This is a genomic window from Enterobacter sp. SGAir0187 (genome assembly GCF_002952735.2).
In the GTDB taxonomy this organism is placed as follows: Bacteria; Pseudomonadota; Gammaproteobacteria; order Enterobacterales; family Enterobacteriaceae; genus Enterobacter; species Enterobacter quasiroggenkampii.
On the sequence record NZ_CP025034.2, the window covers coordinates 857,497 to 872,683 of the forward strand.

15 protein-coding genes and 1 pseudogene are annotated in these 15,187 nt (G+C 61.8%); 5 read left to right on the forward strand and 11 right to left on the reverse strand.

The window, feature by feature from the left end:
- Positions 1 to 4 precede the first annotated feature (4 nt).
- Positions 5 to 1,219 carry an extracellular solute-binding protein gene (locus CWR52_RS04215; RefSeq protein ID WP_104948920.1) on the reverse strand — a complete coding sequence of 405 codons (1,215 nt, stop codon included), beginning with the start codon at positions 1,217 to 1,219 and terminating at the stop codon, positions 5 to 7.
- 321 nt (positions 1,220 to 1,540) lie between these two features.
- On the opposite strand from CWR52_RS04215, the gene CWR52_RS04220 reads away from it, so the two are divergent.
- Entirely contained in the window at positions 1,541 to 2,656 is a 1,116-nt protein-coding gene (locus tag CWR52_RS04220; protein ID WP_104948921.1) for an ABC transporter ATP-binding protein, read from the forward strand.
- Here the strand turns inward: CWR52_RS04220 and hpxK are convergent.
- From hpxK to hpxU, 7 genes are all read right to left on the reverse strand, one after another.
- Positions 2,653 to 3,891: an allantoate amidohydrolase gene (gene hpxK, locus CWR52_RS04225; RefSeq protein ID WP_104948922.1), complete on the reverse strand. Its 1,239-nt coding sequence runs from the start codon at positions 3,889 to 3,891 to the stop codon at positions 2,653 to 2,655. The genes CWR52_RS04220 and hpxK overlap by 4 nt on opposite strands.
- The gene (locus CWR52_RS04230) at positions 3,888 to 5,129 is read right to left on the reverse strand and encodes a pyridoxal-phosphate-dependent aminotransferase family protein (RefSeq protein ID WP_104948923.1); all 1,242 of its coding nucleotides are present in this window, start codon (positions 5,127 to 5,129) and stop codon (positions 3,888 to 3,890) included. Before CWR52_RS04230 ends, hpxK begins: the two co-directional genes overlap by 4 nt.
- Positions 5,130 to 5,142: 13 nt before the next feature.
- Positions 5,143 to 5,880: an amino acid ABC transporter ATP-binding protein gene (locus CWR52_RS04235; RefSeq protein ID WP_023327069.1), complete on the reverse strand. Its 738-nt coding sequence runs from the start codon at positions 5,878 to 5,880 to the stop codon at positions 5,143 to 5,145.
- On the reverse strand, positions 5,861 to 6,517 hold the full coding sequence (locus CWR52_RS04240) for an amino acid ABC transporter permease (protein ID WP_167467793.1): 657 nt from the start codon (positions 6,515 to 6,517) through the stop codon (positions 5,861 to 5,863). Before CWR52_RS04240 ends, CWR52_RS04235 begins: the two co-directional genes overlap by 20 nt.
- The gene (locus CWR52_RS04245) at positions 6,517 to 7,182 is read right to left on the reverse strand and encodes an amino acid ABC transporter permease (RefSeq protein ID WP_104950888.1); all 666 of its coding nucleotides are present in this window, start codon (positions 7,180 to 7,182) and stop codon (positions 6,517 to 6,519) included. The genes CWR52_RS04240 and CWR52_RS04245 overlap by 1 nt, the downstream gene beginning before the upstream one ends.
- 4 nt (positions 7,183 to 7,186) lie before the next feature.
- Positions 7,187 to 7,969, reverse strand: a complete 783-nt coding sequence (locus CWR52_RS04250; protein WP_008499846.1) for a transporter substrate-binding domain-containing protein — start codon at positions 7,967 to 7,969, stop codon at positions 7,187 to 7,189.
- A gap of 192 nt (positions 7,970 to 8,161) precedes the next feature.
- A complete protein-coding gene (gene hpxU / locus CWR52_RS04255; protein WP_104948925.1) occupies positions 8,162 to 9,001 on the reverse strand; it encodes a MurR/RpiR family transcriptional regulator HpxU in 840 nt (279 codons plus the stop codon).
- 144 nt (positions 9,002 to 9,145) lie between these two features.
- On the opposite strand from hpxU, the gene hpxW reads away from it, so the two are divergent.
- Genes hpxW through hpxZ form a run of 4 tightly spaced genes read left to right on the forward strand, consistent with a single transcriptional unit; the run spans position 9,146 to position 12,705 of the window.
- Positions 9,146 to 10,729 carry an oxamate amidohydrolase gene (gene hpxW / locus CWR52_RS04260; protein WP_104948926.1) on the forward strand — a complete coding sequence of 528 codons (1,584 nt, stop codon included), beginning with the start codon at positions 9,146 to 9,148 and terminating at the stop codon, positions 10,727 to 10,729.
- Between the two features lie 10 nt (positions 10,730 to 10,739).
- Positions 10,740 to 10,928, forward strand: coding sequence for an oxalurate catabolism protein HpxX (hpxX, locus tag CWR52_RS04265; RefSeq protein WP_104948927.1), 189 nt, complete (start codon positions 10,740 to 10,742; stop codon positions 10,926 to 10,928).
- Entirely contained in the window at positions 10,925 to 12,322 is a 1,398-nt protein-coding gene (locus CWR52_RS04270) for an AtzE family amidohydrolase (RefSeq protein WP_104948928.1), read from the forward strand. Before hpxX ends, CWR52_RS04270 begins: the two co-directional genes overlap by 4 nt.
- On the forward strand, positions 12,319 to 12,705 hold the full coding sequence (gene hpxZ, locus CWR52_RS04275; protein ID WP_104948929.1) for an oxalurate catabolism protein HpxZ: 387 nt from the start codon (positions 12,319 to 12,321) through the stop codon (positions 12,703 to 12,705). The genes CWR52_RS04270 and hpxZ overlap by 4 nt, the downstream gene beginning before the upstream one ends.
- Before the next feature lie 69 nt (positions 12,706 to 12,774).
- On the opposite strand, the gene puuE is transcribed toward hpxZ, so the two are convergent.
- The 3 genes and pseudogenes from puuE to CWR52_RS04290 all read right to left on the reverse strand — a co-directional run bounded on the left by puuE (position 12,775) and on the right by CWR52_RS04290 (position 15,180).
- On the reverse strand, positions 12,775 to 13,674 hold the full coding sequence (gene puuE, locus CWR52_RS04280; protein WP_252152193.1) for an allantoinase PuuE: 900 nt from the start codon (positions 13,672 to 13,674) through the stop codon (positions 12,775 to 12,777).
- Positions 13,592 to 14,464 (reverse strand): annotated as a pseudogene (gene hpxA / locus CWR52_RS04285) (allantoin racemase). Before hpxA ends, puuE begins: the two are co-directional and overlap by 83 nt.
- A complete protein-coding gene (locus CWR52_RS04290; protein WP_104948932.1) occupies positions 14,464 to 15,180 on the reverse strand; it encodes a GntR family transcriptional regulator in 717 nt (238 codons plus the stop codon). Before CWR52_RS04290 ends, hpxA begins: the two are co-directional and overlap by 1 nt.
- Between the last annotated feature and the right edge of the window lie 7 nt (positions 15,181 to 15,187).

The window sequence follows — 15,187 nt, forward strand, 5'->3', positions numbered from 1 at the left end:
AAAATTACTGGTTGCTGGCCTGCATGGCTTCGATTTGCATCTGGACCTGCTTCTCTGCGCTATCCAGCGCGGCTTTCGGATCCTGTTTGCCGGTCAGGCTCAGCTCCAGCGCGGCGTTGGCTGGCCCCCACACTTCGCCCATCTCCGGAATGCCCGGCATGGCGGAGGCGCGCGCGGCCTGTACCGCAACGGCGCTCGCTTTTTCATCGTTCTTGATAATCGGATCGTCGATCATCGCCGTCAGCGGCGGGATCTCGCGCGTGGCGACGTAGCGGGTTTTGACGTACTGCGGCTGGTTAATAAATTCGATGAATTTCTGCGCCAGCGCTTTGTCTTTACTCCACGTGGAGACCACGTAGCCTTTCACGCCAAGGAAGGAGCTCATGGGCTTGCCGTCCGGCAGCGTGGGCAGCGGCGCAACGCCGTAGTTAATCCCTGCCGCTTCATACGGCTGGAACGCCCACGGGCCGTTGATCACGGCTGCCGCTTTTTTCTCGGTAAACAGGGAGTCAATGGCGTTCAGGCCGTTGTCGCCGACTATCCCGGCCGGGAAGATCCCGTCAGCGTAGAATTTTTTCAGGTACGTCACGGCCTCTACTGCGCCCGGTTTGTTCAGGCCGACGTCGCAGGCGTTATAACCGCCCTTGTCGTTTTGCCCAAAGATGTAGCCGCCCATCGGGGAGATAGCGCCCCAGCTGTAATAAATCTGATCGAACTTGGCGAGCAGGCCGTACTGGTTTTTTGCGCGCTGCTGTTTAGAAAAGTCATACCAGTCCTGCAGCGAGTTAAGGGGTTTAGCGATGAGGTCTTTGTTGTAGATCAGCACCAGCGTCTCAACCGCTTTCGGCACGCCGTAGAGGGCGTTATCCATTTTGAAGGCGTTAATCGAGGCCGGGGTGTACTGTTCGGTCTGCCTGGCCTCCAGATTCAGGGGAGTTAATAACCCTTGCACAACGGCGCCGCCTAGCTGATCGTTAGGGATGACCAGCACATCCGGGCCAATCCCTGCCGGACCGTCCAGACGCAGCTTTTCCAGCTGCTGAGCGTAAGGGGTTTCCTGGACGTTAACCTTCACGTCGTACTGTTTTTCAAAATCGGCGACCGCATCTTTAATGCCGGATGACTTCTTGATGTCTTCCCAGACGTTAAGCTGCGCGGTGGCGTGAACCTGCACCGCGAGCGTAGAGAGGATAAGCGCAGCGAGAATGTTCTTTTTCATGTTCAACCTCATGTGAAGGTATAACAATTTTATGGTTGTTATCGCATTTAATGCCGCATCTGCCGCATACTATTAAGCATTAAAACAAATGCTGCACGTATGACATCAAATGCCTTTGGTTTGGTATACGCTACCCTTCACATCATGATAACTCTACAAAAAACTGTAAGTTGTGTGATCGTCATAACATTAATGGAATATCTGTATAGGGCGCGTGAATACTGGAAGTTATAGTCAATCCAGACAAATTGCACCGTCCAGCTGTGTTGAACCAGATTGTTATACGTAAAACATAACTGACGATTTACTCGGGGAACACTGATGTCGAACATACAATTGAGGAATGTCACCAAGCGCTTTGGCGACACCGTCACGCTCCACAACGTTAATCTTGATATTGAGGACGGTGAGTTTGCCGTATTCGTCGGGCCTTCCGGCTGTGGCAAATCCACTATGCTGCGCATGATTGCCGGGCTGGAGGAGATTAGCGAAGGTGAAGTCTTAATCGGGAATGAGGTGATGAATGACGTCGCCCCTTCACACCGGGGCGTGGCGATGGTTTTTCAATCCTACGCGCTCTATCCACACATGACGGTCGCCGAAAACATGGGCTACGGTCTGAAAGTGAACAAAGTGCCGAAAGAGCAGATCCGCCATCAGGTGGAGATGGTGGCAAAAACGCTGCAGCTCTCACACCTGCTGGACCGTAAGCCGAAACAACTCTCCGGCGGCCAGCGCCAGCGCGTGGCCATTGGGCGCGCCATCGTGCGTAATCCGCGCGTCTTTATGTTCGATGAACCCCTCTCTAACCTGGACGCTGAACTGCGCGTCGAGATGCGCCTGCACCTCGCCCGCCTGCATCAGGAGCTTAAAACCACCATGGTTTATGTCACGCATGACCAGATCGAAGCGATGACGCTGGCCGACAAAATTGTGGTCATGAACTATGGCAAGGTTGAGCAGATGGGCGCGCCGATGGACCTCTATTACAAACCGGCAAATAAGTTTGTCGCCGGGTTTATCGGCTCGCCGAAAATGAACTTTCTGCCGGCGACCGTCGAAGCCTGGCAACCGGACAAGCTCACCGTCAGATTGTCGCAGCAGAAGTCGCTCACGCTCGCGATGACCACCACGCCGCTGCAGCCGGGAAGCCAGGTGACGCTGGGTATTCGTCCGGAACATTTGTCCACCGACGTCAAGCGCGGCACGCCGCTGGAATTCAACTGTGAAGTCGTGGAGCGTCTGGGAAACAATACGTACCTGTTTGGACAATGCTACGGCCATGACAACGTGAAGATCTTACTGCCGGGCGACGTGAAGTTCGCGCCCTGGCAGAAGATAGACGTGGCGTTTGACGACCGTCACTGCATGATTTTTGACGAACAGGACGTGCGGGTGAGCGCGGATATCGAAGATGCAGTACGTTCGGTGGCTTAACGCGCGCCACCATTAGCCAGCCTTCTCACCGCCTGCCCAAACGCCTCAATCGCCAGGGCAACATCCTCAGCCATCACCGATTCTGCTGGATGATGGCTGACGCCCCCTTTGCAGCGCACAAACAGCATGCCGACCGGCCAGCGTTCTGCCAGCGCGATGGTGTCATGCCCGGCGCCGCTGGGCAGGGATAACGAGCGCCCCTGCACCGATTCAACGGCCTGTCCCAGCAGATCCTGCAAACGCGCATCGCACGGCGTGGCGGCGATACGGTAAAACTCCTCGGCGCTGAAGCTCAGCCCGCGACGAGCGGCAATGGTTTCCGCCTGCGCCAGCAGCTCCGCGAGCAGCGCGTCAAGCGGGGCATCCTGCGGGCCGCGAATATCCAGCGAGAGCGTAACCTCACCGGGGATCACGTTGACCGCGCCGGGCAGGCAGCGCAATTCACCGACCGTCGCCACCCGGTTACCGCCCTGCTGTCGGGTGGTGTTTTCAATCAGCACCATCCATTCGGCGGCGGCGGCCAGGGCATCCTTACGGTGATGCATCGGCACGGTACCCGCGTGTCCGGCCTCTCCGGTGAAGCGGCAGTTGAGGCGGCGCGCACCGTTGATGGCTTCCACCACGCCCAGCGCCAGCCCTTCCTGCTCCAGACACGGTCCCTGTTCAATGTGCAGCTCCAGACAGGCGCTGAAATCGTCCTGATGACGTGCCGCGAGCGCCACGCTGGCAGGATCGAGCCCCGCCTGCACCATCGCCTGCGCCACGCTGATGCCCTGAGCATCGCACGTCTCCAGCCAGCCCTGCGGCCAGGTGCCCGTCAGCCCCCGGCTGCCTAGCAGGGTGATCCCAAAACGGGTTCCCTCTTCGTCACCAAAGCCGACAATCTCTATGGCCTGTGCCAGATGCACACCCTGCTGGTGCAGGCTATCCACCACTTCGATGGCGGTAAGTACCCCGAGCATGCCGTCGTAGCGCCCGGCGTTGCGTACGGTGTCCAGATGCGAGCCAAGCAGCACCGCCTGGGCTCCCTCCTGCGCGCCTTCGTAGCGTCCACAGATATTGCCCACGCTGTCCTGCCAGACGGTCATGCCCGCCTGGCGCATCCACTCCCCGACCAGCTGGTTGGCCTGCAGATGCTGCGTGGAGAGATAGACCCTTGTCAGCGCATCCGGGGTTTCGCTGATGGCGGCCAGCGCGTCGGCGCGCGCCATCACCCGTTCTGCCGCCGGGCTCATTGCGGCGTCTCGCGGCGATAGTGGTCCCACGCGGCCTGCATGGCGGCCCCTTGCGTGGTGGTAAATTTGAGGTAATTCAGCACCGACTCCAGCGCGCTCAGGGTGGTCATCACGCAGTCCTTGCGCGCGTTATAACCCATGGTGCCAATGCGCCACACTTTGCCGTGCAGCGGGCCAAACGAGGTGCCGATTTCAATCCCGAAATCTTCCAGCATCAGCTTACGCACCTGGTCACCATTAATGCCCTGCGGAATGACCACGCCCAGCACGTTGTTCATCTTGTGCTTCAGGTCGCCGAAGGTCTCCAGCCCCATCGCCTGAATCCCCTTAAGCAGCGCATCGCCGTGCAGCTTATGACGCGCGATGCCGTTATCCAGCCCTTCCTGCAGGATCAGCCGCGCGCATTCGCGGGCGCCAAACAGCGCGGTGGTGGCTTCGGTGTGGTGGTTCAGCCGCTCCGGCCCCCAGTAATCCATCACCATGCCGAGATCGAAGTAGTTGGAGTAGATCATCTCCTCGTCGCCGTCGCGGTGGGCGTCGGTGCGAATGCCCTCCTCCACGCACTTGCGGCGGCGGATCGCCTCTTCCATCCGCGCGCTCAGGGTGATCGGCGACGTGCCCGACGGGCCGCCGAGGCATTTCTGCATCCCGGCCGAGACGGCATCCACCCCCCAGGCGTCGGTCTCCAGCGCGTTACCGCCGAGCGACGCGGTGGCGTCGGTGTAAAACAGCACGTCGTAGCGGCGGCAGATCGCGCCCAGCTCCGCGAGTGGCTGCAGCATGGTGGTGGAGGTGTCGCCCTGCACGGTCAGCAGCAGGCGCGGACGAATACGTTTTATCGCATCCTCGACCTGGTCCGGGGTAAACACCTCGCCCCACGGCACCTCGATGGTATGCACCTCTGCACGGCAGCGGCGGGCAATTTCGCACAGCAGGTGACCAAAGCGGCCAAAGACCGGCACCAGCACCTTATCGCCCGGTCGGATGGCGGAAACCAGAATGGCTTCAATCCCCGCGCGGGAGGTGCCGTCCACCAGCATCGTCCAGCGGTTTTCGGTGCGGAACACCCCGCGGTAGAGCGCCATCACCTCGTTCATGTAGTGGGTCATGGCCGGATCGTACTGGCCGATCAGCTGGCTCGACATGGCGCGCAGTACGCGTGGGTCAGCGTTGATCGGGCCCGGGCCCATTAGCAGGCGCTGTGGCGGGTTGATTTGCGGAAAGTGTGCGATATCCATTGTTCAGTCCTTATCAGTTGAGGCCGCGCACGGAGGAGATGAACTGCTTCAGTTCCGTGGTCTGCGGGTTGGCGAACAGCGTTTTGCTGTCGCCCTGCTCCCAGACTTTCCCCTGGTGCATAAACACCACGCGGTCGCCCACTTCGCGGGCAAAATTCATTTCATGGGTAACCAGTATGAGCGTCATCCCCTCGGCCGCCAGCTGCTCCAGCACTTTGAGCACTTCGCCCACCAGCTCCGGGTCAAGCGCGGAGGTGATCTCGTCGCAGAGCAATACTTTCGGCGACATCGCCAGCGCGCGGGCAATCGCCACGCGCTGCTGCTGGCCGCCGGAGAGGCTCGACGGGTAGTAATCCAGACGATCGCCAAGGCCAACCTTCTCCAGCATCTGCTGCGCCAGCGCCCGGCATTCGGCGGCGCTTTTCTTCAGCACCCGACGCGGGGCGAGCATCACGTTTTCCAGCGCCGTCATGTGCGGGAACAGGTTGAAGCTCTGGAACACCATCCCCACCGAGCGGCTGATTTCACGCGCCTGGGAATCCCGGTCGGTAATGGTCATGCCGCCCAGCTTGATGCTGCCGTCCTGATAGCCTTCCAGGCCGTTAATGCAGCGCAGCAGCGTGCTTTTGCCCGATCCGCTGCGCCCGATGATGGAGATCACCTGGCCCATGTCGATATCCAGATCGACGCCCTTGAGCACGTGGTTATCGCCGTAGTACTTCTGCACCTGATTAATGGTGATGAGAGGCATTGAATTTCGTCTCCAGATAGCGGCTGTAGCGCGACAGCGGATAACACAGAATAAAGTAGCCGAGCGCCACCAGCGCAAAGACCTTAAACGGCTGATAGGTCACGTTGGTCAGCATGGTCCCGGCCTTGGTCAACTCGACAAAACCGATAATCGACGCCAGCGCGGTGCCTTTGATCACCTGCACGGCAAAGCCGACCGTCGGCGCAATGCCGATGCGCAGCGCCTGCGGGGCGACCACGCGGAACAGGGTCTGGCCGAAGGTCAGCCCCAGGCAGCGCGACGCTTCCCACTGCCCTTTCGGCAGGGCGCGAATGCTGCCAAACCAGATATCGAGCAGAAACGCGCTGGTGTAGAACGTCAGCGCCAGCGAGGCGGCGGTCCACGGCGAAACGTCGATGCCGAACAGCGCCACGCCAAAGAAGGCCAGGAACAGCTGCATCAGCAGCGGTGTGCCCTGAAACAGCTCAATATAGCCGCGGATAATGCGCGTCACCGTGCGCCCGCCCGTCAGGCGCAGCAGCAGCAGAGGCAGGGTCACCACCGCCCCGCCGACAAACGCCACCAGCGACAGCAGCACCGTCCAGCGTCCGGCCAGCAGCAGGTTGCGAATAATGTCCCAGTCGGTAAAGGTGGTCATCATGCCTGCACCCCCAGCCATTTCCGTCCTGCCGCCATCATCAGCTGGCGCAGGGTAATCGACAGCGCTAAGTAAATCCCGGTGGTCACCAGATAGACCTCAAAGCTTAAAAACGTTCTGGACTGGATCAGGTTGGCGGCGAAGGTCAGCTCTTCATAGGAGACCTGCGACACCACCGACGAGCCGAGCATCACGATGATGCACTGGCTCACCAGCGCCGGGTAAATGCGCTGCAGCGCAGGCGGCAGCACCACGCGGATAAAGGTCTGCAGGCGGGTCAGCCCCAGTACGCGACCGGCCTCCCACTGCCCTTTCGGCGTGACCTGAATGCCGGCGCGAATAATCTCGGTGCTGTAGGCGCCCAGGTTGACCACCATGGCCAGCAGCGCCGCTTCCCCCGCCGTCATCTTCAGCCCCAGATTCGGCAGGCCGAAGACGATGAAAAACAGCTGCACCACAAACGGCGTGTTGCGGATGATCTCCACGTACGCGCCCCAGATCCGGCTGAACCAGGTGGTGCGTCCGCTGCGGATCGCCGCCCCGACAATCCCTGTTGCCAGCCCGCCGACGGTGGCCATCACCGTCAGCTGAATAGTGACCCACAGCCCGGCCAGCAGCTCCGGCCAGTGCGGCCAGAGGGCGGAAAAATCAAGTTGCTCAGTCATCGGCTCAGGCGCCAAGGTTTGCCGGCAGCGGGGCTTTCAGCCATTGCTCAGACAGACCGTTCAGCGTGCCGTCCTTAATGCCCTGCTCGATCAGCGCGTCCACTTTTGCCTTCAGGGCCGGTTCGTTTTTCTTCAGGCCAATGAAGCACGGCGAGTCTTTCAGCATAAAGCTCGGCACCGGGGCTTTCGCCGCGTTCTGTCGCGAAATGGCCGCCACCACGAGATTGCCGGTCGCCACGTACTGCACCTGGCCGGACAGATAAGCGGAAAGCGTGGTGTTGTTGTCTTCGTAGCGCTTCACGTCCGCGTCTTTCGGCGCCAGGCCGGTCAGCACCATGTCCTCCACCGCCCCGCGCGTCACGCCGATGGTTTTTCCGCTCAGCGCGGCGGCATCCTTCAGTTCAGCCCCTTTCGGGCCAAACACACCGAGGAAGAACGGCGCGTAGGCGCGGCTGAAGTCGATAACCTTCTCGCGCTCCGGGTTTTTACCGAGGCTGGAAATGACCAGATCCACCTTATCGGTTTGCAGGTACGGCACGCGGTTGGCGCTGGTCACCGGCACCAGCTGCAGCTTGAGCTTCATCTGTTTAGCGAGATAGCGCGCCATGTCGATGTCATAGCCCTGCGGCTGCAGATCGGTTCCCACCGAGCCAAACGGCGGGAAATCCTGCGGAACGGCGATGCGAATTGTCCCGCGTTTCTCAATATCCTGAAGCTGGTCAGCCTTTGCCGGCAGCTGTGTGAAGAGGCATGCTGCCCCGGCCAGTGCAATCAACAATTTTTTCATGGTGCTTCCCCGTAACGTTAACATGAAACAAAAGATTCTTTGAATGTGATTTTGCAACTAATGTGCCAGATCAGGCGAAACGGGGGATATTGCCATAAAGCCTGATAAAGCGGGGAATGGCGAAAAGGGGGCGCTCTTTTACGCCCCGTCTGATTGCACTGTTTTGATGCAAAGCACCAGCCTGATGCCCCATTATCGCTGTTCCAGCTCGTCCAGCTGCTGGTAGAGGGAGGCTATTTCGTGAATGCGCGGGCGGCCTTTATCGAGAATGTCATGCAGGAAGGCATTCGCCAGCAGGTTGATCAGGCTGTTGACCGACGAATAGCTGTCATAGGCGGAGACACTGTCCAGCGGGGTGCAGAGCTGCCAGCTCGCCAGCGGGAACAGGCTATGGGCCTGCGGCTCGCACATCAACAGCACAGGAATACCGCTGTTCTGAAGCTGCTGCATCAGTGGGCGAATGATGCGCGGGCGACGGCGAAAGGCCATCATCACCACCAGATCGTCCGGCGTTAAGTCCACCAGCTCCTCGCTCAGGCTCTGCCCCGGCTGCGGCAGCACCAGCACCTGACCGCGCGCCTGCAGCAGTTGCTGGCGCAGGTGCAGCGCCGCCGGATAGGCGTTACGCATGCCGATAATGACGATGCGGCGCGCCCTGACCATGCAGGCCATGGCGTCGGCAAACTGCTGCGCGTCGAGGGCATTGACCCACTGGGTCAGGTTTGCCATCTCCTGCTTATAGTGGCGCGCCAGCAGCGTATTGCCCTGCACCGCATCGCGATTGTCGGTGAGCGGCATCCCGCTCTGGCGCAGGGTGCGCAACTCTTCGCGCATGTCCTTATATTTCTCATAGCCCAGACGCTTAAACAGACGGCTCACCGTGGCTTTCGACACCCCGCTCAGCTGCGCCAGCTCGGCGCTGTTGTAGCTAATGAGGTCGTCAAAATGATCGAAAATAAAATCCGCCACCCGCTGCTCCTGCGGCGACAATGACGCGTATTGTGCTTTCAGTCGTTCATCAAGCTGTTCCATAACGCCTCTGTAACGTTTGTTTCATCTCATGCTCATTATTCATTAAGCATGCCAGCTTCTGCGGCAACTGGCATGAAACTTTTTATTCAGAACTGGAACAGCTTTTGCAGCACCTTGTGACTTTCAGGGTTACGAGGACTCTTCATGCAAAGTAATGTCTCCACACACGGTATGGCGGTTGCGCCCCACCACCTCGCCAGCGAGAGCGCGCTGGCGGTGCTGCGAGAAGGCGGCAGCGCGATAGAGGCGATGGTCGCCGCGGCGGCCACCATCGCCGTGGTCTATCCGCATATGAACGGGCTGGGCGGCGATGGCTTCTGGCTTATCGTGCCCCCGGAAGGCGATCCCATCGCCATCGATGCCAGCGGCGCGGCGGGATCGCGCGCGACGCTGGCCGCCTACGACGGGCTCACGCAGATCCCCCATCGCGGCCCTCGTGCGGCACTGACCGTCGCCGGAACCGTCAGCGGCTGGGACGAGGCGCTAACGGTCTCGCGTGAGATGACCGGCAAGGCGCTGCCGCTGGCCCGCCTGCTGGCCGATGCTATTGACTATGCGCAAAACGGCACGCCGGTCACGGCCTCTCAGGCCCACGCCACGGCCAGTAAATTCGACGAGCTGAAGGACGTTCCCGGCTTCGCAGAAACCTGGCTGGTGGACGGCAAGCCGCCGCAGGTCGGGAGCCGCTTTTACCAGCCCGCCATGGCCACGACCCTGACGCGCCTGGTGGAGGACGGTCTGGACAGCTTTTATCGCGGTCCGCTGGCGGAAGTCCTGGCGCAGGGCATGGAGACGCTGGGCCTGCCCGTGACGCGGGCCGATCTCAACGCGCACGCCGCCCGACGCACCGTGCCGCTGAAGCTCAAGCATCAGCAGGGAGAGATCTTTAACCATGCCCCGCCGACGCAGGGGCTGGTCTCGCTGGCGATACTCGGCATTACCGACCGCCTGAACATGGCGGAGGCCGACGACGCCGACACCCTTCACCGTATCGTGGAAGCGACCAAGCTGGCCTTTGGCCTGCGGGATGCCCACATCACCGATCCGCGCGCGCTGAAAATCGATGTTCAGCAACTGTTGGATCCTGCCGCCCTGCAGGCGCTTGCCGACAGGGTTGACGACAGTCGCGCCGCGCCGTGGGGAACCGGAAAAGGTCCCGGCGATACGGTGTGGATGGGGGTGATGGACAGCAGCGGGCTTGCCGTGTCGTTTATCCAGAGCCTTTATCACGAGTTCGGCAGCGGCGTGGTGCTGCCCGATACCGGCATCGTCTGGCAGAATCGCGGCGCATCGTTCAGTCTCGATCCCGCCCATCTTCTGGCCCTCGCGCCGGGCAAACAGCCGTTCCACACCCTGAACCCGGCGGCGGCACGTCTGAAAGACGGTCGCGTGATGGTGTACGGATCGATGGGCGGCGACGGACAGCCGCAAACCCAGGCTGCGCTCTTTACCCGCTACGTTATCCAGGGCGTCCCCCTGCAGGAGAGCATCACCCGCCCGCGCTGGCTGCTGGGGCGCACCTGGGGACAAACCTCGGACACCTTAAAGCTTGAAGGGCGTTTTTCACCCGAGACGGTCGCGCGCCTGCAGGCACTCGGTCACGAGGTGGAGCTTTTCCCTGAATTTAGTGAAGCTATGGGCCACGCGGGCGCGATTGTCCGCCACCCCAACGGGCTGTTCGAAGGGGCATTTGACCCGCGCAGCAACGGCACAGCCGCCGGATTCTGAGGAGAAAACAATGACGACACATCAACCCAACTGGCAGGCGTACCTGGCGCAAATGGAAACTGTACTCGGCGTGACGCTGGATGACGCCCGCCGCGCCGAGCTGCAGCTGCAGTTCAGCCGCATTGCCAGCATGGCCGCCCCGCTGATGGCGCTGCCGCTCGACGACCGTCTGGAGATTGCAGGAGTGTATAAAGCATGACGCTACACGAGATGAGTATCAGCGCGATCCAGCAGGCGCTGAGCGCGGGGGAGCTGAGCGCCCACGAGATTGCCCGACAGACGCTGGAGGCGATTGCGCGCGTAAATCCGCAGATCAACGCCTGGACCACCGTGACGGAAGCACGCATGCTCGCCGAAGCCGATAATATTGATACCCTGCGGCGGGAAAAGCGTCCCCTGCCGCCGCTGGCGGGCGTGCCTTATGCGGTGAAAAACCTGTTCGACGTTGCCGGTCACACCACCCTCGCCGGGGCCGAGCTGTTCAGCCAGCGCCCTGCCGCCGCGGCTGACGGCTTTGCGGTACGCCAGCTGCGCAGCGCGGGCGGGCTGCTGACCGGGATGGTCAATATGGACGCCTACGCCTACGGCTTTACCACCGAGAACAGCCACTACGGCACGACGCGTAACCCGCACGACCTGGCACGCATTGCGGGCGGGTCGTCCGGCGGGTCAGCGGCCGCGGTGGCTGCCGGGCTGGTGCACTTTTCACTCGGCACCGACACCAACGGGTCGATTCGCGTTCCGGCCTCCCTGTGCGGCATCTACGGCCTGAAGCCCACCTTTGGCCGCCTGTCGCGCGCAGGAAGCCATCCGTTTGTCCCGAGTCTGGATCATATCGGCCCCTTCGCCCGCCGCGTGTGTGACCTGGCGTCCGTGTATGACGCCCTGCAGGGACGGGACACCAGCGACGGTTTTCAGGCCGAAAGCTCCCGGGAACAGACGCGCCCCCTGCTCGATCGCGGGCTTGACGGCCTGCGCTGCGCGGTGCTCGGCGGCTACTTCACCACCTGGTGCGACGCGGACGCCAGAGAGGCCGTGGCGCGGGTGGCGAAGGCGCTCGACGTGCAGGATGAGCTACAGTTCCCGGACGCCGAGCTGGCGCGTTCTGCGGCGTTTATCATCAGCGCCGCCGAAGGGGGAAATCAGTACCTGCCCGCGCTTCGCCAGGAGCCAGCGCGTTTTGAACCGCACTCCCGCGAACGCCTGCTGGCCGGAGCGATGATCCCCTCCGCCTGGTACATTCAGGCCCAGCGGTTTCGCACTCACGCCCGGCAGGCATTCAAAACCTTATTCGCGCAGGCCGACGTGCTGATCGCCCCGGCCACCCCGCGCAGCGCCACGCTGGCGGGCGAGCAAACCATGGAGATCAACGGCCAGCCGCTACCCATTCGCGCCAGCATGGGGATGCTAACCCAGCCGATTTCGTTCCTGGGCCTGCCCGTGACCACCGTTCCGCTGCGCACCGCGCAGGGCGCGCCCATCGGCCTGCAGCTGATTGCCGCGCCGTTTAACGAGCAGGCCTGCCTGCGCGTTGCGCGCGTACTGGAAGAGAGTGGGATCGCCGATGCCCGTCCGGCGGAGGTGGCAGCATGATAAATCACGATGACATTAACCTGCCGTGGGTGGTTGCCGAGGTGACGGCCGCGTTTTACCGCTATGAGGACGCGCTGGTCAGCAACAACGTTGCGGTGCTGGACGAGCTGTTCTGGCACGACAAAAATACGGTGCGTCTGGGGGCGGGTGAAAACCTGTACGGAATTGATGAAATCCGCGCCTTTCGTGCGGCGCGCCCCGCCGCCGGGCTGCAGCGGACGCTGCGCCACACCGTCATCACTACCTTCGGGGCGGATTATGCCGTGTGCAGCACCGAGTTTACCCGGGAGAGCACAGAACGTATTGGCCGTCAGCAGCAGACGTGGGTGCGGTTTGCCTGTGGATGGCGCGTCGTGGCGGCGCAGGTGAGTTTGATGGTGTAATGCCACCAGTAATACGAGGTCCTGTAGGCCGGGTAAGGCGCAGCCGCCACCCGGCTAAACACGGCACGCTTACTTCTGAAACGGATGCACCTCCCGCCAGTGGTCGGCAATCTGCTGGCGGGTACAGACCCACACCCGCTCGTGCTGCTGCACATAATCCAGGAACCGCTGCAACGCGCGAAAACGCCCCGGTCGCCCCAGCAGGCGGCAGTGCATGCCGATGGACATCATCTTCGGCGCACTTTCCCCCTCTTCGTACAGCACGTCAAAACTGTCCTTCAGATAGGTATAAAACTGCTCGGCGGTGTTAAACCCCTGCGCGGTCGCGAAGCGCATGTCGTTCGCATCCAGCGTATAGGGCACAACCAGGTGCGGTTTGCGGGTGCCGTCTCTGCAGGCCACTTCCGTCCAGAAGGGCAAATCGTCGCCGTAGTAGTCGCTGTCGTAGTCGAAACCGCCGTGCTCCACCACCAGCTGGCGGGTGTTGGGGCTGTCGCGCCCGGTGTACCAGCCCGTCGGCGGCTTGCCGAACAGGTCGGTCAGCACCTGCACCGCCTTGTGCAGGTGTTCGCGCTCCTGGCTGATGTCCATATTCTGGTAGTGGATCCAGCGCCAGCCGTGGCTGACCACGTCGTAATTCGCGGCTTTGATTGCCTCGACGATCTCCGGGTGACGCGCCAGCGCCATCGCCACGCCGAAGACCGTCAGCGGCAGGCCGCGTTTCTGAAATTCACTGTGGATCCGCCAGAACCCGGCGCGACTGCCGTATTCGTAGAGGGAGTCCATCGACATGTGTTTGTCCGGGTAGCTGGCCGCGCCGATGATGTCCGACAGGAACTGCTCGGATCCGGCATCGCCGTGCAGAACGTGGTTTTCCGCCCCTTCTTCATAATTGAGCACAAACTGCACCGCGATGCGCGCCTGATTCGGCCACCGCGCGTGCGGCGGGTTGCCCGCGTAGCCGCGCAGATCCCGCGGATAATCCTGTTCAAAAAGCCCCATTGCCACCCCCCAAAAATTAAAATGGATTCAATGCCTGAAAATGCCCGCTTAACGCTTTGTTCTCCGGGAACGCCAGATCCCCGTGCTTGCTGGTCGACAGCCCCAGCGCCACCAGCGATTCCACCATCTTCACCGCCGCGCTGACGCCGTCGATCACCGGCACGCGCAGCTCGCGGGTCAGCTCCTGCGCCAGCGTCGCCATGCCGCCGCAGCCCAGCACGATGGCGCCGCAGCCATCCTCTTTCAGCGCCTGTATACAGCGCGCGCGCACTTTTTCCTGCGCCAGACCGCTGCCGTCTTCCAGCGCCAGTACCGGAAGGTTGATGGCGTGCAGCGCCGCACAATGGTCCTGAAAGCCATACTGGTGCAGCAGATGACGGGCAATGATCAGCGTGCGCGGCAGCGTGGTGACCACCGAAAAGCGCGTCGCGACCAGCGTCGCCATATGCATGGCGGCTTCGGCGATGCCGATAACCGGCCCCTGCGCCAGCTCGCGCGCCGCCAGCAGGCCCGGATCGCCAAAACAGGCGATCACGTGACCGTCCACGCCCTGCTCCCTGCCTTTTTTGATCTGTTCCAGGACACCGACGGCGGCGATGGCCTCATCAAAGTGGCCTTCTATAGACGGCACGCCCGCGCTCGGGCAGACCGCGAGGATCTCCGTCCCCGGCGCCGCCACCGCGCGGGCCGCCGCGCCGATGGTTTCCGTCATGGCGAGGCTGGTGTTGGGGTTGATCACTTGTATACAGACAGACATTACGACTCCTTGTAGCCGGCAAACAGCCGGGCAAAATCAGGCAGGCACTCGCCCGCCCGCTCGAAGCAGAGGCTGGCGACGATATGTTCAAAATGGTGCATTAATGCATCGCTTAGCGGCTGGAGCGCCTTCTGGCGCAGCAGATCCACCAGCTGCTCGTGATCGTTGCAGCGACAACCCTGACGCCACGGCGCGCCCCAGGTGGCAATCACCAGCGAAGAACGCTGGCTCAGGCTGGTCACCATTTCCGTGAGCACCTGGTTGCCGGAGATGGCCTGCAGCTGAATGTGGAAATTGGCGGAGTGGCGGATCGCCGCCGGGCCGTCATAGGCCTCGTGCGCCTGCTGCTCCTGACGAATAATGGCCTCCAGCGCGGCAAGGTGCGGCGGCTGGCAGTGCGCCAGCACGTCCGGCAGGTTAGCGACCTCCAGCAGGGCGCGGGTGCGGAAGATGTGCCGCGCCTCTTCCACCGTCGGGCTGGCGACGTGTGCACCACGCTTGGGCGTCAGGGTGACCATTTGCACAGCGGCGAGTCGTTGAAGCACCTTGCGGATGCCCGTGCGGCTCACGCCAAAGACCTCGGCCAGCGCCTCTTCCGGCAATTTGCTCCCCGGCAGCAGCTGGTGTTCGACAATCGCGGTCATCAGCGCCTGGAAGATGGATTCGTCTTTGTCATGCAGGTCTGGCGCGGTCTGCAGGGCGTTTAGGTTGTTCATTCACCAC

Coding starts and splice junctions, on each gene's coding strand:
- hpxW (WP_104948926.1), top strand. CDS start 9,146: ATGCAAAGTAATGTCTCCACACACGGTATGGCGGTTGCGCCCCACCAC.
- CWR52_RS04245 (WP_104950888.1), bottom strand. CDS start 7,182: ATGACTGAGCAACTTGATTTTTCCGCCCTCTGGCCGCACTGGCCGGAG.
- hpxZ (WP_104948929.1), top strand. CDS start 12,319: ATGATAAATCACGATGACATTAACCTGCCGTGGGTGGTTGCCGAGGTG.
- CWR52_RS04230 (WP_104948923.1), bottom strand. CDS start 5,129: ATGGATATCGCACACTTTCCGCAAATCAACCCGCCACAGCGCCTGCTA.
- CWR52_RS04270 (WP_104948928.1), top strand. CDS start 10,925: ATGACGCTACACGAGATGAGTATCAGCGCGATCCAGCAGGCGCTGAGC.
- CWR52_RS04290 (WP_104948932.1), bottom strand. CDS start 15,180: ATGAACAACCTAAACGCCCTGCAGACCGCGCCAGACCTGCATGACAAA.
- hpxK (WP_104948922.1), bottom strand. CDS start 3,891: ATGAGCCCGGCGGCAGAACGGGTGATGGCGCGCGCCGACGCGCTGGCC.
- hpxU (WP_104948925.1), bottom strand. CDS start 9,001: ATGGAACAGCTTGATGAACGACTGAAAGCACAATACGCGTCATTGTCG.
- CWR52_RS04240 (WP_167467793.1), bottom strand. CDS start 6,517: ATGACCACCTTTACCGACTGGGACATTATTCGCAACCTGCTGCTGGCC.
- CWR52_RS04220 (WP_104948921.1), top strand. CDS start 1,541: ATGTCGAACATACAATTGAGGAATGTCACCAAGCGCTTTGGCGACACC.
- CWR52_RS04250 (WP_008499846.1), bottom strand. CDS start 7,969: ATGAAAAAATTGTTGATTGCACTGGCCGGGGCAGCATGCCTCTTCACA.
- hpxX (WP_104948927.1), top strand. CDS start 10,740: ATGACGACACATCAACCCAACTGGCAGGCGTACCTGGCGCAAATGGAA.
- CWR52_RS04215 (WP_104948920.1), bottom strand. CDS start 1,219: ATGAAAAAGAACATTCTCGCTGCGCTTATCCTCTCTACGCTCGCGGTG.
- CWR52_RS04235 (WP_023327069.1), bottom strand. CDS start 5,880: ATGCCTCTCATCACCATTAATCAGGTGCAGAAGTACTACGGCGATAAC.